Consider the following 25,164-nt stretch of genomic DNA (forward strand, 5'->3'; position numbering starts at 1 on the left):
ACCCCCCTCGCTACACTGCTTGTTCTGATACGGCATGAGAGTTTTTCCACCGCATGAGTCACGTCTACGTACTGACCAATCAGCACAAGCAGTTCCTGAGCAAAAGCAACGAGTGGATCGACGGCCGCGACGCCAACCGCCTGTTCCGCAGCGAGCACAAGGATGTCGCCATCAACCAGATGTTTGAGGCCAACACCCGCAACGTGAACCTGCGCATCGAGCTGTTCGAGTGCCCGCTCGGCCCCAAAGGGCAGCCGCAGATACCCGCCGAAGCCCTGGGCGACCCGGAAATCCAGCCGGGCGCACCGCAGGAGCTGCCGCCGCAGAGCAACCCCGAGGTGAGCCCGGAACCGGCGCCGGAGGTTGCTCCGGATGGCGCCCCGGAAATCATGCCCGCCGATCCCCCCGAGATCACGCCGGACCAGCCCCTGGAAGATATGGCCCACTCCGGGTCCGCCGCCTGAGCGACTGACTTGAGTTGCCCCGCACCGCCCCCATATCGGTGCGATTGCCACTGCCGCCGGCCGCGCCGGCGGAGTCTGGCCACGGCGCCACCAGCCTCAGTAAGGAGTTTCGAGTGCCCAACCACCTGGCCGCACTGGCCCAGCCCAACCCCCTGCAGTTGCTGAAGGGCATTCGCCGCGGGATCGAGAAAGAAAGCCTGCGCGTGGCGCCGGACGGCGCGCTGGCGCAGACGCCGCACCCGCAGGCGCTGGGTTCCGCGCTTACCCACGCCGCCATTACCACCGACTTCTCCGAGGCCCTGCTGGAATTCATCACCCCGCCGATGGCGACACCGGAGGCGGCACTGGAGGAGCTGGACCAGATTCACCGCTACACCTACCGCCATATCGGCGACGAGCGCCTGTGGGTCAACAGCATGCCCTGCCGCCTGGGCAGGGACGACGATATTCCGGTGGCGCGCTACGGCAGCTCCCACAGTGGCACCATGAAAACCGTCTACCGCCTCGGCCTCGGGCTGCGCTACGGACGCACCATGCAGACCATCGCCGGTATTCACTACAACTTCTCGCTGCCGGATGACTTCTGGCGCTGGCTGCATGGGCAGGAGGGCAGCGATGAGTCACTGGGGGACTTCAAGACCCGCCGCTATTTCGACCTGATCCGCAATTTCCGCCGTCACTACTGGCTGCTGATCTACCTGTTCGGCGCCGCGCCGGCGGTGTGCCGCTCCTTTGTGGACCACCGCGAACACAGCCTGCAGCCGTTCAACGGCGATGACCACAGCCTGCACGCCCCCTTCGCCACCTCCCTGCGCATGGGCGACCTCGGCTACAACAGTGATGCGCAGAAGTCCCTGACGGTCTGTTACAACGACCTGCCCAGTTATCTGGCCACCCTGTGTGAGGCCATCAGCCACCCCTACCCGGAGTACCACAAACTCGGCATCAAGGATGCCGAGGGCCACTATCAACAGCTCTCCACCGGCCTGCTGCAGATTGAAAACGAGTTCTACTCGCCGATCCGGCCGAAAAACCCCGCCCGCATGGGGGAGACGGCGCTGTCCGCCCTGGACAATCGCGGTGTCGAGTACATCGAGGTGCGCTGCCTCGACCTCAACCCTTTCGCGCCGCTGGGCATCGACGCGCAACAGATGCGCTTTATCGACTGCTTCCTGCTGCACTGCCTGCTGCAGGACAGCCCCAAGACCGATGAAAGCGACTACCGCGCGGTGCAGGAGAACCAGGCCCGCATCGTCTATCGCGGCCGCGACCCGGAGTTGAAGCTGATCCACAACGGCGGCGAGATCGCGCTGACCGAGTGGGCCGAAAAACTGCTGTCTGAAATGCAGCCGGTGGCCGACCTGCTCGATCGCGCCTGGCAGAGCGACGCGCACCGCGTGGCGCTGGAAGCCCAGCGGGCCAAGGTGCGGGGCGAAGCGGCGACGCCGGCACAGCGCGTGCTCGCGGAAATGGCCGAGCGCGGCCAGAGCTTTTCCCAGTGGGCGGCGGCGCAGGCGGAGCAGCATCGCGACTACTTCCTCAACCGCCCATTGGATGAGGCCGACCGCGAGCGCTTCCAGCGCGAAGCCCGCGAATCCCTGCAGCGTCAGGCCGAAGTGGAGGCGGCAGATACCGGCAGCTTTGAGGACTATCTGGGCAACTACTATGCCCAGTACACTTTCTGCCAGCTCTGATCACCGCCGGACCGGCTCTGCGCAGTGAACTATCTCGCCCACCTGCTGCTGTCCGGTCCCGATCCCGACTGGCGCCTGGGCGGCCTGCTGGGGGATTTCGTCAAGGGGCCGCTCGCCGGTGAGCGTCCCACCGCCATCGAGGCCGGCATCCGCCTGCACCGGCGCATCGACGCCCTGACCGACAGCCACCCCGCCTACCGCGCCGCACTGGCGCAACTGCACCCGCGCTGGCGCCGCTACGCCGGCATTGCCCTGGATATCTGGTTCGACCACCTGTTGTGCCAGACCTGGCCGCGCTGGCACCCACAGCCGCTGGAAGCCTACAGCGCCGAGTGCTGGGAAGACTTTCGCCGCCGCAGCCGGTATATTCCGCCGCGCGCTCAGGCGTTTATGCACCGCGCCGAGCAATTTAAACTGCTGCAGCGTTACCGCGACGAGCAGGTGATCGAGCAGGCATTGCTGCGCGTCGGCCAACGGCTGCGCCGCCCGGTTGCCCTCGAACATATGCTGCCGGAACTGCTGGCCGCGCGCGCGGCGCTGCAACCGCAGTTTGAAGCACTGTTGCAAGACTTGAGCCGCGAAGCCGCGCGCTTCCGCCAGAATAATTCAGGGCCCCAATTCCCATGATGCTCCCCAACCCCCGCAGCACTTTTCTGCTGGTTTTTCTCTCCGTTCTGTTCCTGCTCGGCGCCGCCTTTTATCTCGAATATGTGCAGGGGCTGGAACCCTGCCCGCTGTGCATTACCCAGCGGGTCATGCTGTTGGGCGTGGGACTGGTGTCACTGACCGCCTTCCTGCACAACCCGGCGACCATCGGCCGGCGCGTCTACGGACTGCTGGTTTCGCTGTGGGCCCTGGGTGGGCTCTATTTCGCCGGCCGCCAGCTGTGGCTGCAGAGCCTGCCGGCGGATCAGGTTCCGGCCTGCGGCCCCGGCATCAGTTATATGCTCGATGCCTTCCCCATCGCCGAGGTGGTGAGGACACTGCTCACCGGCGATGGCAATTGCGCCGAGGTGCACTGGACCTGGCTGGGGCTCAGTATCGCCGGCTGGTCGGCGGTGGGTTTCAGTGGCCTGGTCGCTTTCGGGGTCTGGCAGGCCTTCCGCAAGCATTAATCGTCACTGGCATCCCGTGTCCCGCCCCCGCATCACACTCCGGCGTATCGCCAGCTGGCTCACCGGCGCGGCCACCCTGGTGCTCTGTGAACGGCTGGGCACCGCGCTCGGCCTGTGGCTGGCGCTGCCGGTTCCCGGCTCGGTACTGGGCATGCTGCTGTTGCTGTTCGGCCTGATGCTGTACGGCAGCGTTCCCGCCGGCCTGGCGGATGTGAGCGGACTGCTGCTGCGACTGCTGGCACTGCTGTTCCTGCCGGCAGCGGTGGGCGTTTACTTCCTGCGCGGTTTTGCCCCCTCGGATTGGCTGGCCCTGCTGGTTGCCACCACCGTCGGCACCCTGTTCAGCCTGCTGATCTCGGCGCTGCTGCTGCAGTGGCTGCTGCGCAGGACAGACCCGGGCCCGCCCAATGACTGAATACCTCTCTCCCTCGGCACTGTCCACCTCGGCCCTCGCCGCGCCGGTATTGATTCTGGCGCTGAACATCGGCGCCTTCCTGTTTGGCCTGGCCGTCTACCGCCGCAGCGGCACGCCACTGCTGCACCCGATCGTGGGCGCCAGTGCGCTTGCCGCCGCTGTGTTGTGGCTGCTGCAGATGCCCTACGGGGAATACCAGCGCGCAAGCGGCCTGCTGTACGCCCTGCTGGGTCCGGCGGTGGTGGCACTGGCGGTGCCGCTGCGGCAGAACCTGCCGATTATCCGCCGCGCCGCCTGGCCGCTGCTGGTCACACTGACGGTGGGAGCGGCGCTGGCGCCGGCGGCGGGGGTGCTGTTCGCCCTGCTGCTGGGCGCCGCCGAGCCCATTCTGCTGGCGCTGAGCGGCAAGGCGGTGACCACGCCCATCGCCCTCGGACTGGCGGAAAAGGTCGGCGCCGCCGCCAGCCTCACCGTGGGCATCGTGGTTTTCAGCGGCGTTGTCGGCGCGGTGCTGGGGCCGCCGCTCTGCGCGCGTCTGGGTATCCGCGATCACCGCGTGCTCGGCTTCGCCCTGGGCATCAACGCCCACGCCATCGGCACGGCGCGGGCACTGGAAATCAGCGCCCTGTGCGGAGCTTTTGCGGCGCTGGCCATGGGGCTCTGCGGCGCCCTCACCGCCTTTGCTCTGCCGCTGTTTCTCACCCTTTGAGCCGCCAGCCTTTCGCGCATTCTGGCGGTCAAAGCCGCCGCTTTCTTGCCGGCGGCGGGTCAATCACCTATCTTCCATGAACGCTTTCCACACACCGGCACAGGGATGCCCGGCGGCAAGCGCAACTGCGGTCAAGGCAATAACAGGAAGCCCGGAAATGCTGGAAAATTGTAAGTCTGCGCACGAGCGCTGGGGTGGGGTAAGCGACATCATCGACCGTTGGCTACAGACCAGGCAGGCATTGCTCGTCAGCTTCTGCGGCCTCTCCGGCAAGAAGGCATTCGAAGATGGAGACCGCGAGTCCGAGGCGCAGTTGCGCGAGTTGTGCCAGAACCTGGTGGACTATGTCTCCGCGGGACACTTCGAGGTCTACGAGCAGCTGGTGCTGGAAGGGCAGGCGTTTGACGACAAGCCCGGACTCGAGGAGTCCAAGGCCCTGTACCGGGAAATCGACGCCACCACCGATGTCGCCGTCGATTTCAATGACAAATATCTGGAGACCGATGACCTCTCCAGCCTGCAGGCGGATCTGTCGCAGCTCGGTGAAGCCCTGGAAACCCGCTTTGCCTCCGAGGATCGCATGATCGCCGTGCTGCACACCGCACACCAGAATCCGACGGCCTGATGCGAACAACTATCGGAACCACTGAAAAATGTTAGGGCTTAAGAAACAAGGATTAATCATTAACAGCTGAAATTCACCGATACAGCCAAGATTTACTCTCTTTATGTTTCCAGCCCGGCTGATCCGAAACGCAAAAAAAAAGGGCGAACCGCAGTTCGCCCTTTTTTATCAAGTGCCGTCAGCGACGGAACAGGTAGCCGGCAGGTTTACTGCGCGGAATCACCCTCTTCCGGCTGTGCCTCCTCAGCACCTTCTTCCGTAGCGGAGTCGTCGCCGTCGGCGCTTTGGTCGCTCACATTGGCCTTGTGCAGCTCCACCTCAAAAACCAGGGTTTCGTTGGGGCCGATCAGGCCGCCGGCGCCACCGGGGCCATAGGCCAGCTCCGCGGGAATATAGAGCTCCCACTTGCCGCCTTCCTTCATCAGCTGCAGCGCCTCGGTCCAACCCTGAATCACACCGTTAACCGGAAACTGTACCGGCTCACCGCGGGCATAGGAGCTATCGAACTCGGTGCCGTCGAGCAGGGTGCCGCGATAATCCACTTCCACAGTGCTGTCAGCGCTCGGTGAGTCGCCACTGCCTTCGCGGACAATCTTGTATTGCAGACCGGAATCCGTGACCACCACGCCTTCTTTCTCAGCATTTTCTTCCAGGAAGGCTTTGCCCTTGGCTGCATTTTCCTCGGCGGCGGCTTTGAAATCCGCTTCCTGCTTAGCGAGCATTTCCTGCTGCTTGCTCTGCATCTGCTCCTGGAATGCGGCGATAACCTGCTGCTTGTCTTCGTCTCCAAGGCGGGACTCGCGACCCTCGGCGACATCATTCAACGCCATGATCACCACCTGCGGATCGAGCTCGACGCCCTGGGACTTCAGCCGCAGGGCCATATCCTCGGTGATGATATAGCTGACTTTCTGCTCCTGGGTCTCCAGTGGCACTTCGGTAACCGCACCGGAATCCTGCTTGCTACAGCCGGCCAGAGAGAGGCCCAGGGCAACCGCAGCAGCCAATCGATATTTGTTCATGAAGATGGTCTCTTAGTCCGTGGTGTATTTACTTTCCTGTGTTTGCGGGTTGCGCTGGCCAAACCTCTACCTGCACACCGCCGCCCGCACTCCAGGTAACACATCGGTGCTTTCACACCGCACGCTGCACCGATTGCTACCGGTCGAACCCTTGAGTAGCTATCCAGTACTTGGTGTACTTGTCTAGCACCTCGCGCACGCTAAGTGCCTGGCTGGCACGCTTGGCTATTTAGCCCTCGCGCCTAATTAGCACTTATTTACTACCTATTTCCTAAGTGTTCAGTAACTATTTACCAACCACTTACCTGCCACTTTACCAGTCACTGCAGTAACTACCGCAGTAACCATAGGTAGTCGCTATTGGGATCGGCGGGTTATCGCAAGTCTAACCCATGCCCGATGGCGGTGCATACCGTGTCCAACTTTAGGCTCGTCATCACGGTAATGGTAGCGAGTGGTGGGCGATGTCGATACGATGTGAATTGATTCGCTATTGTTCGCGTTTTTTACTTTGCCCCAGGGATGCACTTCACAAATAACAACGCTATTATCCCAGCTCGAGCTGCTGTTGTTCTGAATCGCAGAGGTGGTCACACGAGTTCGGGACAACGGTTCAGTGCACGAACTAGCGATCGCGGTGGATGCCGCACGTTTGCCGGAGGCCCGCTCCGGCCGCACCGAATCGATAATAAACCTCAGGATATTCACCCATGGCTGCCAAACGAAAAGCTGTCAATCCAGTCGCAGAACTGGAAGCACAAATTGCAAAACTCACCACTCAACTGGATAAGGCCCGCACCAAACAGGTCGCCGACGCCGGTAAAGAAGTTAAGAAAACGGCCAAGGCCCTCACCACCGCCAAGGACAAGCTCGGCAAGGCCAAGGAGCAACTGGCCAATGCCCGCGCTGCCGCAGGCAAGAGCAAAACCGCCGCTGTACAAAAACGCCTCGACACCGCCGCTGCCAAGGTTGAGGACCTGAAGTCCGCCCTGGAGCAGGCAAAAGAGGCTGCGGCCCAGGCCAAGCAGGCAGAGGCCACCGCCAAGAGCGAGCTGAAGGCCGCTGAGGCCATTGCCAAAATCGCGGCGAAAGCTGAAAAAGCGGCCGGCAAAGGCACTGCCAAGAAGAAGTCCACCCGCAAAGCCAAGACAGCCACCAAGACCGCAGCCAAGAAAACTGCCGCGAAGAAAGCGACCGCTGACAAGCCCGCCGCCGAGAAAAAGACTGCCAAGCCCGCGGCCAAAAAAGCCGCCAGCAAGTCAGCGACCAAGCCAGTGAGCAAAAAAGCCGTGAAAAAGGCGCCGACCAAGGCCGCCGCCAGCAAGCCGACCCCGGCAACAGCGGATAGCGGCAAAGCCCAGCCTAGCGAACAGAAAGCAGCACAACCGAAGGCAGCGGAAACAAAAGTCGCGGATCAAAAGCCGGCCGAGTCCAAGCCGGTGGTGGCGAGCAAGCCGGCGGCCGAGCCCAAGCAGCCCGAAGCAACGCCATCCGCCAGCCAGCCGCTGGACAAGACGCCGGAGCCTCGTCCGTTCGCTTCGCCGCAGCCTGCGGAGAGCAAGCCGGCAGCCGCGCCCTCTTCCAGTCCCGTGCCGAGCATTACTCCAACGACGCCGGCCAACAGTCTCTTTTCCAGCGAGGATTCCGGCGAGAGCTAACCGGCGTTCTCCCCCCGGTAATCAGAGATCAGGCCCGCCCAGCGGGCCTGATCTTTTTGTGGCATACCATAATGCGCCGCGGCCAGTTGCAGTGCCGTGCGCTCCCCCGGCCAGTGTTCCTGTTCCAGCTGCCACAGCACCGCCAGCTGGCGCCGCTCCAGGCGCAGCTCGTAGTTCTTGCACCAGCCATAGGGCCAGGCCATATACGGACGCATGCGGCCCAGCCAGCGGCGCAGGTGGCGAACACTGTCGATCATCCGCCGCCGCGGCGCCAGCGCCCGCTCCGCCACCCGCCAGCCCTCCTCGCTCAGGCTTTGCCCGGCCAGCTGCCGATAGCTGGCCCAGAGCAGCAGGCACACATCGGCTCCCAGGCGGTCCTGGCAGTCCAGCAGAAACCCGGACACGCTATCCCGCCGGTAAAAATCGAGACTGAACTGCCACAGGGGATTTTCCATCGGCTTGGCTATGGGTTTTGCTCCTATCGCCTGGACCTGTTCACTGCCTGGTCTTAACCGCTGCTAGGCCCGGCGCGTTGCCAGCTGCTCGCCGCCCGGGCTGCGCCGGTTCCAGCGGCCATCGCAATTGCGTGACGTAAGGCCTAAAATCCGCAGCGCTGAATTTCATGCGGTAAATTCCGCCGCGGACACAGCGCTCATTACCCTGCTCATTGAGAGTGCCTATTACGTGTACTCATGCAGCGTGCGGGTAAAAAGCGCGCGCAAAGAGTGCGCTATCAGAGTGCCCGCACGCCAGATAGTCTAGTGTACAGTTTCGTCCCGGTGTGCGCCGCCGGCGGCCGGACGCCGACCGGGCCACCGCCATCTGCAGCCGAATAAAGGGCGCAAGAGGTTTTCGTTTGATTAATTTGCACGGCGTCTCCCTGCAACAGGGCGGCCGCGAACTTCTCCAGAGTGCGGACTGCCGCATTTTTCCCGGCCATAAGGTCGGCATCATCGGGGCCAATGGCTGCGGCAAATCGACGCTGTTCCGGCTGCTGCTCGGCAGACTGGACAGTGATGCCGGGCGCGTCGAGGTTCCCACCGGCTGGCGTATCTCCCATATGGCGCAGGAGGTGGAGGCCACCGATCGCTCGGCGCTCGATTATGTCCTCGACGGCGATGCCGAACTGCGCCAGCTGCAGCGGGCCATCGATGCTGCCGAGCAGGCCGCCCCGGCGGATGGCCAGCGCCTGGCGGAGCTGCACGAGCGCATGGCCGCCATCGACGGCTACAGTGGCCCGGCACGGGCGGCGCAACTGCTGGACGGCCTCGGCTTCTCCCACCGGGACCAGCAGCGCCCGGTCAGCAGCTTTTCCGGTGGCTGGCGCATTCGCCTGAATCTGGGGCGGGCGCTGATGTGCCCGGCGGACCTGATGCTGCTGGACGAACCCACCAACCACCTGGACCTGGATGCGACCCTGTGGCTGGAGCAGTGGCTGCAGCGCTTCCCCGGCACCCTGCTGATCATCTCCCACGACCGCGATTTCCTCGACGCGGTGGTGGACGGCATTATCAGCTTCGAGCAGGCTCAGCTTGTACATTACAGCGGCAACTACAGCGCCTTTGAGCGGGCGCGAGGAGAGCGCCTGGCCCAGCAGCAGGCCCAGCATGAGAAGCAGCAAGCCCAGCGCGCCCACATGGAGGACTTCGTGCGCCGCTTCCGCGCCAAGGCCACCAAAGCCCGTCAGGCGCAGAGCCGGCTGAAGGCGCTCGATCGCATGGCGCAGACCGCACCCGCCCACGTGGATTCCCCTTTCCGTTTCACTCTGCCGGCAGCGGAGAAAAACTCCGATCCGCTGATCGATCTGCGCGACGCGGATATCGGCTATGGGGAAAATCCTGTGCTGCGCCGGGTGCAACTGGGCATCCAGCCGGGCCGGCGCATCGGCCTGCTGGGCCCGAACGGCGCCGGCAAGTCCTCGCTGATCAAAACCCTCGCCGGTGAACTGGCGCCGGTCGCCGGCGAGCGCCTCTGTGGCGAGCACCTCGCCATCGGCTACTTTGCCCAGCATCAGCTGGAAGCTCTGGATATCAACGCCTCGCCGGTCCTGCACCTGCAGCGGCTGACGCCGCAGGCCAGTGAGCAGTCACTGCGGGATTTCCTCGGCGGCTATGGTTTTGCCGGCGATCGCGCCTTTGAGTCGGTGGCTGGTTTTTCCGGGGGAGAAAAAGCGCGACTGGCGCTGGCCATTCTCGCCTGGCAGCGGCCGAACCTGCTGCTGCTCGATGAGCCCACCAACCACCTGGACCTGGAGATGCGCCATGCGCTGACGCTGGCGCTGGCGGAATTTCCCGGCGCTGTGGTGCTGGTTTCCCACGACCGGCACCTGCTGGCGAATACGGTGGATGAATTTATCCTGGTGGCCGACGGCCGCGCCGCGCCCTTCGATGGCGACCTGGAGGATTACAAGCAGTGGCTGCTGGCATTCAACCGCGAGCAGCGCCGCCGCGATGAAAGCACAGATGCCGACAGCCGCCCGGCGGAAGACAAAAAAGAACAGCGTCGCGCCGCAGCGGCATTGCGGGAAAAGCTCAAGCCGCTCACCAACCGCCTGAAGCAGGTGGAAAAGCAAATGGCCGCAGCGGAAAAATCACTCAAGCAACTGGAAGCACAGCTGGCCGACGAAAGCCTTTACAGCGGTGGCCAGCAGGAAGAGATCGCACGCCTGAACCGCGCCCAGGCGGAGCAGCGGGAGCAGCTGGAGACACTGGAGCTGGAGTGGCTGGAAATCAGCGAGACCCTGGAGCAAGCCCGCGACCAGTGAGGCTGTTGCGGGCCAGCGCCTGCGCGTTACCCGTCGCCGCCGCTATTTCGGACAGCCCTCTTCACTGACAGCCACGCCCGCCATAGTGCGCGGGCAGCGATCCAGGTAGTTGGGCACACCGTCATAATCCCCGTCCATTGGGCAGCCGTCGCTTCCAACGGGAATGCCGGGCGGCGTCTGCGGGCAGCGATCCACCCCATCCATATAGCCATCGGCATCGGTATCGCGCACCACCAGCGGATACTCCGCCCACTGGTAGCCGATCCCCACTGACAGGAAGCCGTCCACGCCACCCTCCTCGACACCCTGAAAAGCGCGGATATCCGCGCGCGCCTGCCAGCGCGGCCCTAGCTGATACTTGACGCCGAAGCCGGCGTTCACCATGGTCTGGCGCCGGTGCCAGTCCCAGCGCAGCCCATCCAGATCCTCAGGCAGCAACGAACCAGCCGCCGCTGCATTGCTGAACCCATTAACTAAGTCCAAGTCGGCGCCGCTACCGGCCACACCTTCGGACACACTGAGCGGCCCATTAAAAGGTCCTTTGTACTCGGTGCGGATTTCACCGACCCCGAAGGCCATATACGGCTGCCACACACAGGGCGCGCCACAGAAGCTGCCGAGAAAATGGTAGAAAAGATCGATGTGGTAGTTGTAGACATCCACCTTCTTGTCGATGCCCTTGATGCCCACGCTGAAATAGTCGATCGCGGCGTCCATGGCCCAGCGATCGGTGATGCTGTAACCCAGACCGATACCGCCGCCGCTGGCGTCGCTCAGCTCCAGCTCGAATCCCTGCAGGGGGGTGCCATCCAGTCTGCTGCTGTCGAACCAGTAGCGGCCGCCATTCAGATAGAGGTTGAGGGTGGTGGCCCGGTCGGCGAGGGCGACATCCGCTGCCAGCATGAGCAGGACTGCAAGGAGAAGGTGAACGGGCGAGCGACTTCTTGTCATTGTTGGCTCCGGAAGTTCCATGACCGGCACGGGGTCTGTTTGAAGATAGCAGACATTCCCCAACGCGCAGCGCGCGCCAAACCGGCCCCGGTGCTCTTATCGTACCTGCGAGCGCCCTCTGTTCCGCCGGCGATTACAGGTCTTCAGCCACTCCGCCAGCGGGGCGCTGGCACCAGGGCCGCCGCCGCACACGAGGGCCCGCTACTTGCGGCGGTACAGCAGGTCCCAGACCCCGTGACCCAAACGCTGGCCGCGGCGCTCGAACTTGGTCTGCGGGCGGAATTCCGGCCGTGGGGCATAGTGTCCGGCCCCCGCGGTGTTCTCCAGCGCCGGCTCCGCCTCGAGCACCTCCAGCATATGCTCGGCGTAATTTTCCCAGTCCGTGGCCAGGTGCATCAGGCCGCCGGGCTTGAGCTTGCTACACAGCAGGCGGATAAATTCCGGCTGCACAATGCGGCGCTTGTGATGCTTTTTCTTGTGCCAGGGGTCCGGGAAATACAGCTGGAACCGGTCCAGGGAGGCGTCGGCAATGCAGTCGTTGAGGACGTCCACCGCATCGGCCATATACACACGCAGGTTCTGTATCTCCGCCTTGCCGGCGCCGTTGATCAAGCGCCCCACCCCCGGGGGGTGCACCTCGATGCCGATAAAGTCCTTGTCCGGCTCCGCCTCCGCCATGGCCAGCAGGGAGTCCCCCATACCGAAACCGATCTCCAGCACCAGCGGCGCCTCGCGGCTGAAGGTGGCCTGCGGATCGAGGGCGCCGTCGAACAGGGACAGGCCGTAGGTGCCCCAGTAATTGTCGAACGCGCGCCGCTGGCCATCGGTCATGCGCCCGGCGCGGATGACATAGCTGCGGATGGATTTTTTCTTGTATTCGGTGCGGTAGGGAAAATCTTCCGCCGACTCGTCTTGCATGGTTCACGACCTCTGCTTGGCAAGCGCTTCAGGGTTCAGTCCAGGCCCGATGGACCCGGGCCAATGGGGGGTGTTATTCACTCAACCGCAGGGCGGCGATTGCGAGTGCGGCCCAGCCACCGATCAGTGTCAGGCCGCCCAGTGGCGTCACCGGGCCGAGCCAGCGCGGGCCACCGAAAGTGAGGCCGTAGAGGCTGCCGGAAAACAGCAGCACGCCGATGGCGAACAGGGCGCCGGTCACCAGCAGTGCCGTGCGCTCGCCCCAATGCTGCATCAGCAACACCACCCCGAGCAGGGCCAGCGCGTGCAGCATCTGGTAGAGAACACCGGTGCGGTAGGCTTCCAGCAGGTTGTCAGCGACCCGGCCGCGCAGGCCGTGGGCGCCGAAGGCGCCGAGCATCACGCCACTGCCGCCCAGCAGGGCGGCGAGAAACAGGTAGAGCTTGGTCATTCCAACTCGTCCTTGTATCCGGGTCGTCAATCGGGTCTATCGGGAAGGCGCCGGAGGATACCGGAAAAGCCTGCCTGCCGACATAAAAAAACCGCGCCACTGCGCGGTTTTTCTGCACAAAGAAACGGCCGGCGATCAGGCTTCCATGGCCGCCCGCACTTTCTTCATGGCGTTCTTTTCCAGCTGGCGAATGCGCTCGGCGGAAACGCCGTACTTCTCCGCCAGTTCGTGCAGGGTGGACTTCTGCTCGCTCAGCCAGCGCGCCTCAATGATATTGCGGCTGCGCTCATCGAGGCCTTCCAGCGCCAGCGACAGGCTGTTGACGCTGGTCTCCTGCCAGTTGTCATGCTCGAGCTGCGCGGCGGGATCATAGCGCCGGTCCTCGAGGTAGTGCGCCGGGGCCTGCCAGGCGGAATCGTCATCGTCATCCACACCCGCGTCAAAGGCGGCGTCGTGGGCGGACAGGCGACCCTCCATCTCGTACACGTGGGACACGTCCACGTTCAGGTCTTCGGCCACCGCCTTGGCTTCGTCGTGGGTGAGCCAGGCCAGTTTTTTCTTCTGCCCGCGCAGGTTGAAGAACAACTTGCGCTGCGCCTTGGTGGTGGCGATTTTAACGATGCGCCAGTTGCGCAGAATAAATTCGTGGATTTCGGCCTTGATCCAGTGCACGGCGAAGGACACCAAGCGCACACCCTTTTCCGGGTTGAAGCGCTTTACCGCCTTCATCAGGCCTACGTTGCCCTCCTGAATCAGGTCGCCCTGATTGAGGCCGTAACCGGAGTAGGACTTGGCGATATGCACCACAAAGCGCAGGTGCGACATGACCAGCTGGCGCGCCGCCTCGAGGTCCTCGCGATAGTAGAGGTCTTCCGCCAGCCGCTTCTCCTCCTCGGCGGACAGCACATCGAAGCCGCTGACCGTCTGGATATAGGCGCCCAGATTGGCACCGGGGGAGAGGGTATGGATTGGCTGTAAGCTGGTTCCCATTCAGGTCTTTCCTCCTACCTGTTCTTATAACCGGCGAGCCGGCCGCCGCTTTAGCCCGGAAACGGGCATACGGTCTGATGCTGCCAGTGTAGCACTAGCCGGGGCGGCGAATAAAGCCCGCGCAGCCTGCCCGCAAACCGTTGAAATTCGCGGGATTGGAGTGGTTATCCACAGGGAAAGTTCCGCTCCACAGGCGTATTTTTGATCGCCAGCTCAATTTTCCTCAGCGGGGCTCGACCGCCCGCAGGTGGCGGGCCACAGCGACCCAGGCGCCACAGAGGCCGAGCAGGGCGGCACCGCCGCCGAGTCCCAGCAAATAAGTCAGGCCCGGCCCCTGCAGAGCATAGCCGCTGCCATAGGAGGCGGCGAGCCCGGCAACCGGGCCGGACAGCAAAGCCACCCCCACGGCCACCAGCAGCCACGCCAGCAATCCGCCGCACAGGCCGTACCAGAGCCCGCTGTAGAGGAAGGGGCGACGCACGAACGCATCGGTGCCGCCCACCAGCTTGACCACCAGGATCTCATCCCGGCGGTTTTCGATATGCAGGCGGATGGTATTCACCACCACCAAAATCACCCCCAGCGCCAGCAACAGGCCGAGCCCCAGGGAAATCCGCTGAGCCAGTTCGGTAAGCCGCGCCAGGCGCTGCACCCAGGCCATATCCAGCACCACGGAATCCGTCAGAGCGCTGTCACGCAAGCGCGCCGCCAGTGCCTGCAGCTGTGGCTCGGCCACCGCCGCCGGGCGCACCAGCAATACCGCGGGCAGGGGGTTGGCGCCAAGCCCCGCGAGCGCCTCGCCCAGGCCAGAGGCCTGCTGGAATTCCGCCAGTGCCTGCTCGGGGGAGATATAGGTGACGTCGGCGACAGCCGCGTCATCGCGCAGCGCCTCGGTAAAACGCTCCACCGCCGTGGCGCGGGCGTCCCGATGCAAAAACACGGACAGCTGTGGCTGGCCGTCCCAGCCGGCGACCGCGCGCTGGAAATTGCCCATGCCCAGCTGCAGAGTGGCCGGCAGTGCTAGGGCGATGGCGATCATCACAGCCGTCATCAGGCTGGCCAGGGGGGTGGCGAAAAAACGCCGCAGGGCCTCCGCGGCCATCTCCCGGTGATGGCCGAGCCAGCTGTGCCAGCGGTCGCTCAGGCGGGTGCGCGCGGTGACGGCCCCCGCCGGCCGGGGAGGGCGCGGTTCGGTGGCGGTGCGGCCCGCGCCTTTGGCGGGATTACGGGTAGGCTGTTTCACGGGCCGGTATTCCGTCGTAGATCAGTTGTCCCGCCTGCAGGGTCAGCACCCGGCGGCGCATGCGGGCGATCAGTTCCAGATCGTGGCTCGCCACCAGCACGGTGACGCCAACGGCATTGAAGTCGGCGAACAGGCGCATGATCTCGGCGGACAGCTGCGGGTCCAGGTTGCCGGTGGGCTCGTCGGCCACCAGCACCGCCGGCTTGTTGACCACCGCCCGCGCGATGCCGATGCGCTGCTGTTCGCCACCGGACAACACAATCGGATTCTGCCTTTCCTTGTGCAGCAAACCCACCTTGTCCAGCGCGGCGCGCACCCGCCGCCCGAGTTCACGACGGCTGCAACCGGCCACGGCCAGCGGCAGGGCCACATTGTCGAAGACGCTGCGATCGAACAGCAGCTGATGGTTCTGGAATACGATACCGAGATTGCGGCGGTAGTAGGGAATCTGGCCGTTGCGCAGCCGGCAGATATTCTGCCCCGCCACGAGGATACTGCCCCGGGTCGGGCGCTCGATGGCGGTGAGCAGTTTCAGCAGTGTGCTTTTGCCAGCGCCGGAGTGGCCGGTCAGAAACACCAGCTCGCCGCGGCCGATGTCGAGGCTCACCCGCACCAGCGCATCCTGACCGGATGCGTAGCGCTTATTGACGTTGTCAAAAGTAATCATGCTCGGCCGCTTTTATTGTTTTGGTTTGCGGGCGTGTGCCGTGAAGGTGTCAGTCGCCGTTGCCGCGGTTAAACAGCGCGGCAACGAAGTCGCGCGCGCGGAACGGCTGCAGGTCTTCCGCCTGCTCACCCACACCGATAAAGCGTACCGGAATTCCGAAGCGCTGTGCCAGCGCGAAGATGATGCCGCCCTTGGCGGTGCCATCGAGCTTGGTCAGCACCAGGCCGCTGACACCGGCGGCGTCGCGGAACTGTGAAGCCTGACTGATGGCGTTCTGTCCGGTGCCGGCGTCCAGCACCAACAGCACCTCGTGTGGGGCCGTGTCGTCCAGCTTCGCCATCACCCGGCGCACCTTGGACAGCTCCTCCATCAGGTTCGACTTGGTGTGCAGGCGCCCGGCGGTATCGGCGATCACCACATCCACCCCCCTGGACTGGCCCGACTGCACCGCGTCGTAAATGACCGAGGCACTGTCCGCGCCGGTGTGCTGGGCAATGACCGGCACCTGGTGGCGCTCACCCCACACCTGCAGCTGCTCCACTGCGGCGGCGCGGAAGGTATCGCCCGCGGCCAGCAGCACCGACTTGCCCTCGGCGAGGAAGCGGTGGGCCAGCTTGCCGATGGTGGTGGTTTTACCGACGCCGTTGACGCCCACCACCAGAATCACATACGGCTTCTTGGCGCTATCCACCTGCAGCGGCGCCTCGACGCCCTGGAGCAGATCGGCCAGTTCATCCTGCAGGGCGCGGTACAGGGCCTCGCCGTCATTCAGCTCACGGCGCGACACCCGCGCAGTGAGGCGGTCGACGATCTCGGTGGTCGCCTCCACACCCACATCGGCCATCAGCAGCTGGGTCTCCAGCTCTTCCAGCAACTCGTCGTCGATTTCCTTGGCGCCCAGGAACAGGTTGCCCATGCCCTCGGCAAACTGGCTGCTGGTGCGGCTGAGCCCGCGGCGGATGCGGGCGAAGAAGCCTTCTTTCTTTTGCGGCTGGGACTCTTTTACCGGCTGAGGCTCTTTTACCGGCTGCGGGTCTTTGATGGGCTGAGGCTCCTTAATCGGCTGAGGCTCCTCGGCGGTCGCTGATTCGGCTGGCGCCGGTGCCGGTTTCTGCGCCTCTATCTCTGCGGCGGCGGGCTCGTCAGTCGCGGCGCGGGCGGAGCCATCGGCGGCTTCGCTCGCCGGCTCCTCTTTGGCCGCGTCCTCCTTGAGCGGCTCCTGCAATTCCGATTCTTCCAGCCCCGACTGGTCCAGTCCCGATTCCTCGGGTCCGGCCTCGGTATCGTTGGGCTTGGGCTTCTTTTTGCGCAGGAAGTCAAAGATCATGTCTGTGTCCGGGTGTACCGCTGACGGAAAGGCGCTAATCTTAGCACCGCTCAACCAGCCACACAGCCAGGAATCCGTTTTGTCCCGTCCCCGCGCGCGCAAACCCTCTCGTCGATCGCCGTCCCCCGCGCCGGGGCAGCTGCGCATCATCGGCGGCGACTGGCGCGGCCGCAAACTGCAGTTTGCCGCGGTTGAGGGGCTGCGCCCCACCGGTGACCGCCTGCGCGAGACACTGTTCAACTGGCTGCAATTCCGGCTTGTCGGCGCCCGCTGCCTCGATCTGTTTGCCGGCTCCGGCGCGCTGGGTCTGGAAGCGCTCTCCCGCGGTGCCGCGGCAGTGGATTTCGTCGAACTGAATCGCCAGGCCGCGCAGACACTATCCAGCCAGCTGCAGCTGCTGCAATGCGACCAGGGCAGGGTGCACAACTGCAGCGCCGCACAGTACCTGCAGGGGACGCCGGGCAGCTGCGATCCTGACAGCTACGGCCCTAACAGTTACGACATCGTTTTTATCGACCCGCCCTTCGCCGGCAACCTGTGGGCGGAGACCCTGGCCGTATTGGCACTGAGACTGGCAGCGGGCGCGCTGGTGTATGTGGAAACACCCAGAGATAGCGCCCTCGCCCCACCACCGCACTGGCAGCTGCAAAAGGAAAAACGGGCCGGCCAGGTGTGTATGCGCCTGTTTCAGGTGACCGCTCCTGACCGAGCCCAATAACGCCCCGCGACAGCATTTTTGAGCCGCGCGGTCAAATTGTTTACCATGCGGTCCCGTTTCGCCGGCAACACAGTTTTGGCTTATGAAGAAAGTCGTCTACCCCGGAACCTTCGACCCCATCACCAATGGCCATATGGACCTGGTGGAGCGGGCCTGCCGCCTGTTCGATCACGTGATCGTGGCGGTCGCCGCAAGCACGCGCAAGAATCCGCTGTTCACCCTGGATGAACGTGTCGAGCTAGCCCAGCAGGTGCTGAGCCACCTGCCCAATGTGGAAGTGATCGGCTTCGATATCCTGCTCGCCGACCTGGTGCGCCAAGTAGACGCCTACGGTGTACTGCGCGGCCTGCGCGCCGTGTCCGATTTCGAATACGAATTCCAGCTGGCCAATATGAACCGTCAGCTGGCACCGAATATGGAAAGCCTGTTCCTCACCCCGGCGGAACACCTCTCCTATATTTCCTCCTCACTGGTGCGGGAGATCGCCTCCCTCGGCGGCGATGTCGCCAAGTTCGTACCACCGGCGGTGGAAGAGGCCCTGCGGCACAAGTTCCACTGACCCCCGGGCGCACCTAAACAAGGTCCCCTTTTCACCTGGCCACGGCGGCCGGGTTAACTGTTACACTCCGGCAGCTCAGTGAGTTACCGGAGTTACACGTGCGCCACCTTATTTTCAACATTCTCACCCTCAGCTGCGCCCTCGCGCTGCTGCCTGTAACCGCCAGTGCGCGGGATGAAATCCAGCCGGAAGCGGCCACCGGCCGCACGGCGGTCAAGGCCGCCAGCGCCAATGAATTTATGGCGGTCACCGCCAATCCCCACGCCACCCGCGCCGCGCTGGAAATGCTCGAGCGCGGCGGCACCGCCGTGGACGCCGCCATCGCCGCGCAATTGATGCTCACCTTGGTGGAACCGCAGTCCTCCGGCATCGGTGGCGGTGCCTTTATGCTCAGCTTCCAGGCCAGCGACGATTCCCTGCATTCTTTCGATGGCCGCGAGACGGCGCCGATGGCCGTAACCAGCGAGCACTTTATGCGCGATGGCCAGCCGCAGGGTTTCCTCGACGCGGTCATCGGTGGCCACTCGGTGGGCGTGCCGGGCGTGATGCACATGATGGAACTGGCCCATAAAAAGCACGGCCAACTGCCCTGGGCGACCCTGTTCGAGCCCGCCATTGCGCTGGCAGAGGAAGGCTTTGAAGTTTCTCCGCGGCTGCACCTGCTGCTGGAAAAAATGCCCCGCGTCGCTGTGCGCGCGGAGATCCGCGACTACTTCTTCGGCGCTGACGGGCAGCCGCTGCCGGTGGGACACCTGCTGAAGAATCCCGCTTACGCCCGCACCCTGCGCATTCTGGCGAAAGACGGCAGCGATGCGTTTTACACGGGGGAAATCGCCGCGGCGATTGTCGAGGCGGTGCGCAACGACCCCGAAAACCCCGGCGTGATGACCCTGCGGGATATGGCCGATTACCGGGCCATTGAACGCGAGCCCCTGTGCAGCACCTTCCTGCAATACCGGGTCTGCGGCGCCGATGCGCCGTCTTCCGGCGGCACCACCGTGGGCGCCATGCTGGGGATGCTCGAGCGCTTCCCGCTGCACACCATGGAAGCCGGCAGCAGCGCCCTCACGCACCTGTTTATCGAGGCCTCGGAACTGGCCTTCGCCGATCGCAATACCTACCTGGCCGACCCGGGCTTCGTACAGGTGCCGAGCCGCGCGCTGGTTGCCCCGGACTACCTGGTTAGCCGGGCCAAACTGATCTCCACGGATCGCGCCACTGACGCGGTGCCCGGCGTACCGACACCGGCAACTCCCGCGCGTCAGCTGTCCAAGTCTCCGGAACTGCCCAACACCAGCCATCTGGTTATCGTCGACCGTTTTGGCAATGGGGTCAGCATGACCACCAGTATTGAAACCGCCTTTGGCTCACGGCTGCTGGTCGGTGGCTTCCTGCTCAACAACCAGCTGACCGATTTCTCCTTTGTGCCGGAAAAAGCTGACGGCGAGCTGGTGGCCAACCGGATTCAGCCGGGCAAGCGCCCGCGCTCTTCCATGTCGCCCACGGTGGTGCTCGACCGCGATGGTGAAATGCGCCTGCTGGTGGGCTCGCCGGGCGGCTCGCGCATCATCGACTACACGGCCCGCACCATTCTCTACCACCTGGCACTGGGCATGCCGATCGCCGAGGCGGTCGCCGCCGGCAACATCGCCGCGATCGGCGGGCGCGCGGAAGTGGAGTCCGGGTTTTTCAGCCAGGACACCGTAAACAGCCTGAAGCAACTGGGACATGATGTGGTGCAGCGGGACCTCAACAGCGGTATTCACGCCATCGCATTTGTCGACGGCAAACTGCAGGGCGGTGCGGACCCCCGCCGCGAGGGCAATGCCGCCGGGCGCTGATGCAGCCGGCAGCAACAGGCAAAACCGGGCAACGGGCAACGGGCAACGGGCAACAGCCAACAATAAGGATCACCATGCGCGCCTATACTCTTCTTCTACTGCGGGTCAGCCTCGGCCTGCTGCTGGTGATCTGGGGTGTGGACAAGCTGGTCGACAGCAACGATGCGCTGGCGATCTCCCAGCGCTTCTACCGGGAGGCCTTCAGCAATCCGCTGGGCTGGCATATTCTCGGCGCTTTGCAGGCACTGCTGGGAGCGGCGGTGGTGGTCGGCCTCTGGCGCAAGTTCACCTATCCGCTGCAGGCGCTGGTCAACGGCGCCAGCCTGCTCGGCGTGTGGGAGTCCATCCTCGATCCATGGGGCTGGGTACTGCAGGAGGGCAATATGCTCTTTTTCCCGTCGCTGATTATTTTCGCCGCCTGCCTGGTGCTGTGGGCATTCCAGGCCGATGACCGCATGTGCCTGGACCGGCGCCGCTGAGGCACTTGCGCATAGGCGGCGAGTTCAGGAGTCGCTTGAATGGTCACGAGCCCGTGGACAATGCTGCTGATCGCCGGCCTGCTGGAAGTGGCCTGGGCGGTCGGGCTCAAGTACACCGAGGGCTTCAGCCGTCTACTGCCGAGCCTGCTGACCGTCGCGGCGATGATCGCCAGCTTCTATTTCCTCGCCCAGGCCCTCAAAGTGATTCCGGTGGGCACCGGTTATGCGGTGTGGACCGGAATCGGCGCCGTGGGCACGGCCATCCTCGGTATTGTGCTGTTTTCCGAGTCGACGGCGCTGCCGCGACTGCTGTGCATCGGCCTGATCATCGCCGGCATTGCCGGTCTCAAACTGACCTCCACGGTGTGATAGACAGGAGTGTGATTGACAGGGTCAGGGGCTAGAGCAAGGGCAGGGCGTCGTCGCTGCCCCATGGCGGCCAGGCCATCCCTAAAACCTTCTGACGCCCCCGCTACAGCTTGCCAAAGTGCGCGCTCAAGCCTGCCTGTGTCCCGCAGAACCCCCGCAACCATCTTAGTGCCCACACCCCACTGCCCTCTGCCCTCTGCCCTCTAGCAACAGAGAACCGCGGGCACAGCAGAAGCCCGGAAAAGCAAAATCATTGAGCCGGGTGAGGGGGATCAGCGCTGGCAGTGGCGACAGAAGAAGGTGTTGCGCTGGCCCAGCACCTGATCCCGCACCGGCCGGCCGCACTGGCGGCAGGGTTCACCGGTGCGGCCGTAGACGTTGAGGCGCTGGGCAAAATAGCCCGGCTGGCCATCGCCGCCGACGAAATCCCGCAAGGTGGTACCGCCCTGCTCAATGGCGCTGGCCAGCACCTGCTTGATCGCGTCGGCCAGGCGCTGATAGCGGACACGGGAGATGCCGCCTGCGGGACGATCCGGGCGGATGCCGGCCAGGAACAGGGACTCGCTGGCGTAGATGTTGCCAACGCCGACAACGATGCGCCCATCCATAATCAGGGTCTTTACCGGCTGTCGCCGGCCACGGGAGGCGGCAAACAAGGTGTCGCCATTAAAGTCTTCAGACAGAGGCTCCGAGCCCAGGTGCGCCAGCAAATCGTGGGCCTCGGGGTCGGCACCGGTCCACAGCAGTGCGCCAAAGCGGCGCGGGTCGTGATAGCGCAGGTGCAGGCCACTATCCAGAACCCAGTCGATATGATCGTGCTTGCGCACCTCGGTCCCCGCTTCCACTAAACGCAGGCTGCCGGACATACCCAGATGCCAGATGGCACAACCGCGATCGGTGTGCACCAGCAGGTACTTGGCGCGACGCTGCAGGCGCAGGATGCGTGCGCCGGCGATGTGGCGCTCGAAGTCCGCCTCCACCGGCCAGCGCAGGCTGCGCTGGCGCACCTGCGCCGAGCGCACCACGCGCCCCTCGAGGTGGGGCGCCAGGCCACGGCGGGTGGTTTCTACTTCTGGCAGTTCTGGCATATCGACTCTTGCTGTCTGTTCTCGCGCTCTACTCTCGCAGTCTATTTCTGCCCCTATCCTCACGCTTTGCTTTCGCGGCCTTGCTGCAGGACTCTGGCTGGGCGCGCGAGGAGGCACAGCACAGCTCTCTATCTAAACGCCACGAATACACCTGCAAACGACGAATTGCAGGCATAAAAAAACCCGGTAATAACCGGGCTTTTTTATACGCGGGAGGGCAATTACTTGATCTTGCCTTCCTTGTACATCACATGCTTGCGAACAACGGGATCGTACTTTTTGATCTCCATTTTCTCGGGCATGTTGCGCTTGTTCTTGGTGGTAGTGTAGAAGTGCCCAGTGCCAGCACTGGAATTCAGGCGAATTTTATCACGCATTGTCTTGTCTCCGATCTCTCAGCAGGCTTTCGCCAGTTACACTTTTTCGCCGCGGGCGCGCAGCTCGCTCAGCACGGTATCGATGCCTTTCTTATCGATCACGCGCATACCTTTGGCGGAGACACGCAGCTTCACGAAGCGCTTCTCGGACTCAACCCAAAAGCGGTGGCTGTGCAGGTTGGGCACGAAGCGACGCTTGGTGCGGTTTTTGGCGTGGGATACATTATTACCGGTGACCGGGCGCTTACCGGTTACCTGACATACCTTGGACATCTGTTGGCCTCTTCAATACTCTCGTGCCCGCATGACGGGGTGTGCGGGGACATCAATTCGGGATTCTAATCCGGTTCCTGGGCGGCGGCGGAAACTGTTCAGAATCTGGCCCGGCCGCAAAGAGCGGCGTTTTATACCAGAACAGCCCCCGGGGAGCAAGTTTTGTACAGCGATCCGGCCAGTTTGCCGGAATAGGGCTGGCGGAGCGGTGCGGACGGGCGGGCCTGCGGGACACTAAACAAGCGCCCAAGTACCGCCGGCAACAAGCACCCCCGGCCAGCTCCGCGGTGTACGGCTTCGCCCCGCTGCGCTCGCCTCTGCTGCGGCTTACCTCCCGGCTTACCCCCCCCCCGGCTTACTATCTGACTTCCTATCTGACTTACGCCCTGGAGCACTGTTCACACTGTTGCCGAAACCAGGCCCGGACTATACGGGCGCGGACTATAAAAGCCCCCGCTCGGCGAAAGACAGCGCCGCACCCTCGCCCACGATCATATGGTCGAGGACCTTGATATCCACCAGCTCCAGCGCCTGTTTCAGTCGCTCGGTAATCCACAGGTCCGCCTGGCTCGGCTCACTCACTCCAGAGGGGTGGTTGTGGGCCAGAATCACCGCTGCCGCGCCGCGCTGCAGGGCCGCCTGCACCACTTCACGAGGGTAGACGCTGGCGGCATTGAGGGTGCCCTCGAACAGTTCTTCGAACGCCACCACCCGGTGCTGGCTGTCAAGATAGAGACAGCAGAACACCTCACGCCGCCGATGGCGCAGCTGGGCGGCGAGGAAATCCCGCACCGCATCCGGGCTGCAGAGGGCATCCGTGCGCTGCAGGGTCTCCGCCAGGTGCCGGCGCGCCATTTCCAGCACCGCCTGCAGCTGCACATACTTGGCGTCACCCAGCCCTTTGCCGCTGCAGAAGTCGGCCCGTTCGGCCTCTAACAATGGCCGCAGACCGCCGAAGTCCGCCAACAGCTGGCGGGCAAGGTCCACCGCCGACAGTCCCGGCAAACCTGTGCGCAGGAATATCGCCAGCAGCTCCGCATCCGAGAGCGCCGCGGCACCCCGCTGCAGCAGTTTTTCCCGCGGCCTTTCCGATGCCGGCCAGTCCGTAATTGCCATGGTCTCCTCCCTGAGCCCGCTTGCCTGATAACATATGGCGCATCAATGCTAATCTTACCCGTTCTTTTAACTGCGGAAACCGCGCCCATGTCGTGTCTGGCCAATAAACGCATCCTGCTGGGTATCAGCGGCGGCATTGCCGCCTACAAGAGCGCCGACCTGGTACGCCGCCTCAAAGACCGCGGCGCCGAGGTGCGCGTGGTCATGACCGCCGGCGCTCAGGAGTTCATCAGACCGCTGACCTTTCAGGCCCTGTCGGGCAACCCGGTGCACTCTGATCTGCTGGACCCCGCCGCCGAAGCGGCCATGGGGCATATCGAGCTGGCAAAATGGGCCGAACTGATCTTGATCGCTCCCGCCAGCGCCCAGGTACTGGCCAAGCTGGCCGCCGGTATGGCCGATGACCTGCTGAGCACGCTTTGTCTGGCCAGTGAGGCGCCCCTGGCGCTGGCACCGGCGATGAACCAGGCCATGTGGCGTCACCCGGCCACTGCCGCCAATGTGCAAACCCTGCAAAGCCGCGCAGCGCTGATCTGGGGCCCCGCCGAGGGCAGCCAGGCCTGTGGCGATGTGGGCCCCGGCCGCATGCTGGAACCCGAGGCCATCGTGGCCGAGGCCGAATCCCTGTGGCAGTGCGGCACCGACCTGCAGGGCCGGCATTTTGTCATCACTGCCGGCCCCACCCGTGAATCACTGGACCCGGTGCGCTATCTCACCAACCACAGCTCGGGCAAAATGGGCTTTGCCCTGGCCGCGGCGGCGCAGCGGGCGGGTGCGGAAGTCACCCTGATCGCCGGCCCGGTCACCCTGCCGACCCCGGCCTCGGTGAAACGCATCGATGTGGTGGACGCCCGGCAGATGCAGGAGGCCGCCGAGCGGGCCGCAGATCTCTGCGACGTATTCATCGCCGCCGCCGCTGTGGCCGACTTCCGACCGGAGCAGGTGGCACAGGAGAAGATCAAGAAAACCACGGGCAATGACCACGATACCCTGACGCTGGTAAAAAACCCGGATATCGTCGCGGCTATCGCAGCGCGCCGCGAACGACGGCCATTCACCGTCGGCTTTGCCGCGGAAACCGAGAAAGTCCTCGAACACGCCGCCGGCAAACTGGCACGCAAGAAACTGGATATGATTATCGCCAACGATGTCAGCGAGGCGGATAGCGGCTTTAACAGCGAGCACAACCGGGTGACTGTGATTGACCCGAATGGCCGCACCGAATTGCCGCCGTCATTGAAGACGACACTGGCGAAACAGCTGATCGGCATGATCGCCGAGCGGGCGTTTCCACAATAATAACCGTATAAAGCGCAGCTTCTGGATAACTC

28 protein-coding genes are annotated in these 25,164 nt (G+C 63.9%); 15 read left to right on the plus strand and 13 right to left on the minus strand.

Annotation, left to right across the window (positions count from 1 at the left end):
- Nucleotides 1–53: 53 nt before the first annotated feature.
- The 7 genes from ABEA58_RS12185 (at nucleotide 54) to rsd (ending at nucleotide 5,022) form a co-directional block, all read left to right on the plus strand.
- The gene (locus ABEA58_RS12185) at nucleotides 54–464 is read left to right on the plus strand and encodes a hypothetical protein (RefSeq protein ID WP_345551878.1); all 411 of its coding nucleotides are present in this window, start codon (nucleotides 54–56) and stop codon (nucleotides 462–464) included.
- A 113-nt stretch (nucleotides 465–577) separates the two neighbouring features.
- Entirely contained in the window at nucleotides 578–2,158 is a 1,581-nt protein-coding gene (gene gshA / locus ABEA58_RS12190) for a glutamate--cysteine ligase (RefSeq protein WP_345551880.1), read from the plus strand.
- Nucleotides 2,159–2,182: 24 nt separating this feature from the next.
- On the plus strand, nucleotides 2,183–2,785 hold the full coding sequence (locus ABEA58_RS12195) for an acyl carrier protein phosphodiesterase (RefSeq protein WP_345551882.1): 603 nt from the start codon (nucleotides 2,183–2,185) through the stop codon (nucleotides 2,783–2,785).
- The gene (locus tag ABEA58_RS12200; RefSeq protein ID WP_345551884.1) at nucleotides 2,782–3,273 is read left to right on the plus strand and encodes a disulfide bond formation protein B; all 492 of its coding nucleotides are present in this window, start codon (nucleotides 2,782–2,784) and stop codon (nucleotides 3,271–3,273) included. The genes ABEA58_RS12195 and ABEA58_RS12200 overlap by 4 nt, the downstream gene beginning before the upstream one ends.
- A gap of 16 nt (nucleotides 3,274–3,289) precedes the next feature.
- Nucleotides 3,290–3,688, plus strand: a complete 399-nt coding sequence (locus ABEA58_RS12205) for a CidA/LrgA family protein (protein ID WP_345551886.1) — start codon at nucleotides 3,290–3,292, stop codon at nucleotides 3,686–3,688.
- Nucleotides 3,681–4,397, plus strand: a complete 717-nt coding sequence (locus ABEA58_RS12210; RefSeq protein ID WP_345551888.1) for an LrgB family protein — start codon at nucleotides 3,681–3,683, stop codon at nucleotides 4,395–4,397. Before ABEA58_RS12205 ends, ABEA58_RS12210 begins: the two co-directional genes overlap by 8 nt.
- A 157-nt stretch (nucleotides 4,398–4,554) precedes the next feature.
- Complete coding sequence (gene rsd / locus ABEA58_RS12215; RefSeq protein WP_345551890.1) at nucleotides 4,555–5,022, plus strand: sigma D regulator; 468 nt, start codon at nucleotides 4,555–4,557, stop codon at nucleotides 5,020–5,022.
- Between the two features lie 206 nt (nucleotides 5,023–5,228).
- Here the strand turns inward: rsd and bamJ are convergent, their stop codons facing one another.
- Nucleotides 5,229–6,044, minus strand: a complete 816-nt coding sequence (gene bamJ, locus ABEA58_RS12220; protein ID WP_345551891.1) for a BamJ family beta-barrel-assembly machinery protein — start codon at nucleotides 6,042–6,044, stop codon at nucleotides 5,229–5,231.
- Between the two features lie 710 nt (nucleotides 6,045–6,754).
- Between bamJ and ABEA58_RS12225 the strand changes: the two genes are divergently transcribed.
- The gene (locus tag ABEA58_RS12225; RefSeq protein WP_345551893.1) at nucleotides 6,755–7,702 is read left to right on the plus strand and encodes a histidine kinase; all 948 of its coding nucleotides are present in this window, start codon (nucleotides 6,755–6,757) and stop codon (nucleotides 7,700–7,702) included.
- Here ABEA58_RS12225 and ABEA58_RS12230 read toward each other — a convergent pair.
- On the minus strand, nucleotides 7,699–8,157 hold the full coding sequence (locus tag ABEA58_RS12230; protein WP_345551894.1) for a TIGR02444 family protein: 459 nt from the start codon (nucleotides 8,155–8,157) through the stop codon (nucleotides 7,699–7,701). The two genes, ABEA58_RS12225 and ABEA58_RS12230, sit on opposite strands and share 4 nt — an antisense overlap.
- A 401-nt stretch (nucleotides 8,158–8,558) precedes the next feature.
- Here ABEA58_RS12230 and ABEA58_RS12235 point away from each other — a divergent pair, with 401 nt between their 5' ends.
- Nucleotides 8,559–10,466, plus strand: a complete 1,908-nt coding sequence (locus ABEA58_RS12235) for an ABC-F family ATP-binding cassette domain-containing protein (protein ID WP_345551896.1) — start codon at nucleotides 8,559–8,561, stop codon at nucleotides 10,464–10,466.
- Between the two features lie 42 nt (nucleotides 10,467–10,508).
- Here the strand turns inward: ABEA58_RS12235 and ABEA58_RS12240 are convergent, their stop codons facing one another.
- From ABEA58_RS12240 to ftsY, 7 genes are all read right to left on the minus strand, one after another.
- Nucleotides 10,509–11,417 (minus strand): thrombospondin type 3 repeat-containing protein, encoded by a 909-nt coding sequence (locus ABEA58_RS12240; protein ID WP_345551898.1) that lies wholly within the window; start codon nucleotides 11,415–11,417, stop codon nucleotides 10,509–10,511.
- 201 nt (nucleotides 11,418–11,618) lie between these two features.
- Nucleotides 11,619–12,335, minus strand: a complete 717-nt coding sequence (gene trmB, locus ABEA58_RS12245) for a tRNA (guanosine(46)-N7)-methyltransferase TrmB (RefSeq protein ID WP_345551900.1) — start codon at nucleotides 12,333–12,335, stop codon at nucleotides 11,619–11,621.
- A gap of 73 nt (nucleotides 12,336–12,408) precedes the next feature.
- Nucleotides 12,409–12,786 carry a DUF423 domain-containing protein gene (locus tag ABEA58_RS12250; RefSeq protein WP_345551902.1) on the minus strand — a complete coding sequence of 126 codons (378 nt, stop codon included), beginning with the start codon at nucleotides 12,784–12,786 and terminating at the stop codon, nucleotides 12,409–12,411.
- Between the two features lie 135 nt (nucleotides 12,787–12,921).
- Nucleotides 12,922–13,776 carry an RNA polymerase sigma factor RpoH gene (gene rpoH / locus ABEA58_RS12255; RefSeq protein ID WP_345551904.1) on the minus strand — a complete coding sequence of 285 codons (855 nt, stop codon included), beginning with the start codon at nucleotides 13,774–13,776 and terminating at the stop codon, nucleotides 12,922–12,924.
- Nucleotides 13,777–13,999: 223 nt separating this feature from the next.
- Complete coding sequence (gene ftsX / locus ABEA58_RS12260) at nucleotides 14,000–15,019, minus strand: permease-like cell division protein FtsX (RefSeq protein WP_345551906.1); 1,020 nt, start codon at nucleotides 15,017–15,019, stop codon at nucleotides 14,000–14,002.
- Nucleotides 15,000–15,686 carry a cell division ATP-binding protein FtsE gene (gene ftsE / locus ABEA58_RS12265; protein ID WP_345551908.1) on the minus strand — a complete coding sequence of 229 codons (687 nt, stop codon included), beginning with the start codon at nucleotides 15,684–15,686 and terminating at the stop codon, nucleotides 15,000–15,002. The genes ftsX and ftsE overlap by 20 nt, the downstream gene beginning before the upstream one ends.
- A 49-nt stretch (nucleotides 15,687–15,735) precedes the next feature.
- Nucleotides 15,736–16,728: a signal recognition particle-docking protein FtsY gene (ftsY, locus tag ABEA58_RS12270; protein WP_425563534.1), complete on the minus strand. Its 993-nt coding sequence runs from the start codon at nucleotides 16,726–16,728 to the stop codon at nucleotides 15,736–15,738.
- 364 nt (nucleotides 16,729–17,092) lie between these two features.
- On the opposite strand from ftsY, the gene rsmD reads away from it, so the two are divergent.
- The 5 genes from rsmD (at nucleotide 17,093) to sugE (ending at nucleotide 20,979) form a co-directional block, all read left to right on the plus strand.
- Nucleotides 17,093–17,731, plus strand: a complete 639-nt coding sequence (gene rsmD, locus ABEA58_RS12275; protein WP_345551912.1) for a 16S rRNA (guanine(966)-N(2))-methyltransferase RsmD — start codon at nucleotides 17,093–17,095, stop codon at nucleotides 17,729–17,731.
- 82 nt (nucleotides 17,732–17,813) lie between these two features.
- Entirely contained in the window at nucleotides 17,814–18,290 is a 477-nt protein-coding gene (coaD, locus tag ABEA58_RS12280; protein ID WP_345551914.1) for a pantetheine-phosphate adenylyltransferase, read from the plus strand.
- 98 nt (nucleotides 18,291–18,388) lie between these two features.
- A complete protein-coding gene (ggt, locus tag ABEA58_RS12285; RefSeq protein WP_345551916.1) occupies nucleotides 18,389–20,131 on the plus strand; it encodes a gamma-glutamyltransferase in 1,743 nt (580 codons plus the stop codon).
- Between the two features lie 74 nt (nucleotides 20,132–20,205).
- Nucleotides 20,206–20,610, plus strand: coding sequence for a hypothetical protein (locus ABEA58_RS12290; RefSeq protein ID WP_345551918.1), 405 nt, complete (start codon nucleotides 20,206–20,208; stop codon nucleotides 20,608–20,610).
- Nucleotides 20,611–20,649: 39 nt separating this feature from the next.
- The gene (sugE, locus tag ABEA58_RS12295) at nucleotides 20,650–20,979 is read left to right on the plus strand and encodes a quaternary ammonium compound efflux SMR transporter SugE (protein ID WP_345551919.1); all 330 of its coding nucleotides are present in this window, start codon (nucleotides 20,650–20,652) and stop codon (nucleotides 20,977–20,979) included.
- A gap of 272 nt (nucleotides 20,980–21,251) precedes the next feature.
- On the opposite strand, the gene mutM is transcribed toward sugE, so the two are convergent.
- From mutM to radC, 4 genes are all read right to left on the minus strand, one after another.
- Nucleotides 21,252–22,067 carry a bifunctional DNA-formamidopyrimidine glycosylase/DNA-(apurinic or apyrimidinic site) lyase gene (gene mutM / locus ABEA58_RS12300; RefSeq protein ID WP_345551920.1) on the minus strand — a complete coding sequence of 272 codons (816 nt, stop codon included), beginning with the start codon at nucleotides 22,065–22,067 and terminating at the stop codon, nucleotides 21,252–21,254.
- 221 nt (nucleotides 22,068–22,288) lie between these two features.
- Complete coding sequence (gene rpmG / locus ABEA58_RS12305; protein WP_069946430.1) at nucleotides 22,289–22,444, minus strand: 50S ribosomal protein L33; 156 nt, start codon at nucleotides 22,442–22,444, stop codon at nucleotides 22,289–22,291.
- Between the two features lie 36 nt (nucleotides 22,445–22,480).
- The gene (gene rpmB, locus ABEA58_RS12310; protein ID WP_067083837.1) at nucleotides 22,481–22,717 is read right to left on the minus strand and encodes a 50S ribosomal protein L28; all 237 of its coding nucleotides are present in this window, start codon (nucleotides 22,715–22,717) and stop codon (nucleotides 22,481–22,483) included.
- A gap of 441 nt (nucleotides 22,718–23,158) precedes the next feature.
- Nucleotides 23,159–23,833 (minus strand): RadC family protein, encoded by a 675-nt coding sequence (gene radC, locus ABEA58_RS12315; RefSeq protein WP_345551930.1) that lies wholly within the window; start codon nucleotides 23,831–23,833, stop codon nucleotides 23,159–23,161.
- A gap of 87 nt (nucleotides 23,834–23,920) precedes the next feature.
- On the opposite strand from radC, the gene coaBC reads away from it, so the two are divergent.
- Complete coding sequence (coaBC, locus tag ABEA58_RS12320) at nucleotides 23,921–25,132, plus strand: bifunctional phosphopantothenoylcysteine decarboxylase/phosphopantothenate--cysteine ligase CoaBC (RefSeq protein ID WP_345551932.1); 1,212 nt, start codon at nucleotides 23,921–23,923, stop codon at nucleotides 25,130–25,132.
- Nucleotides 25,133–25,164: the final 32 nt, after the last annotated feature.

Source organism: Microbulbifer aestuariivivens (genome assembly GCF_039545115.1).
Classification (GTDB): Bacteria; Pseudomonadota; Gammaproteobacteria; order Pseudomonadales; family Cellvibrionaceae; genus Microbulbifer; species Microbulbifer aestuariivivens.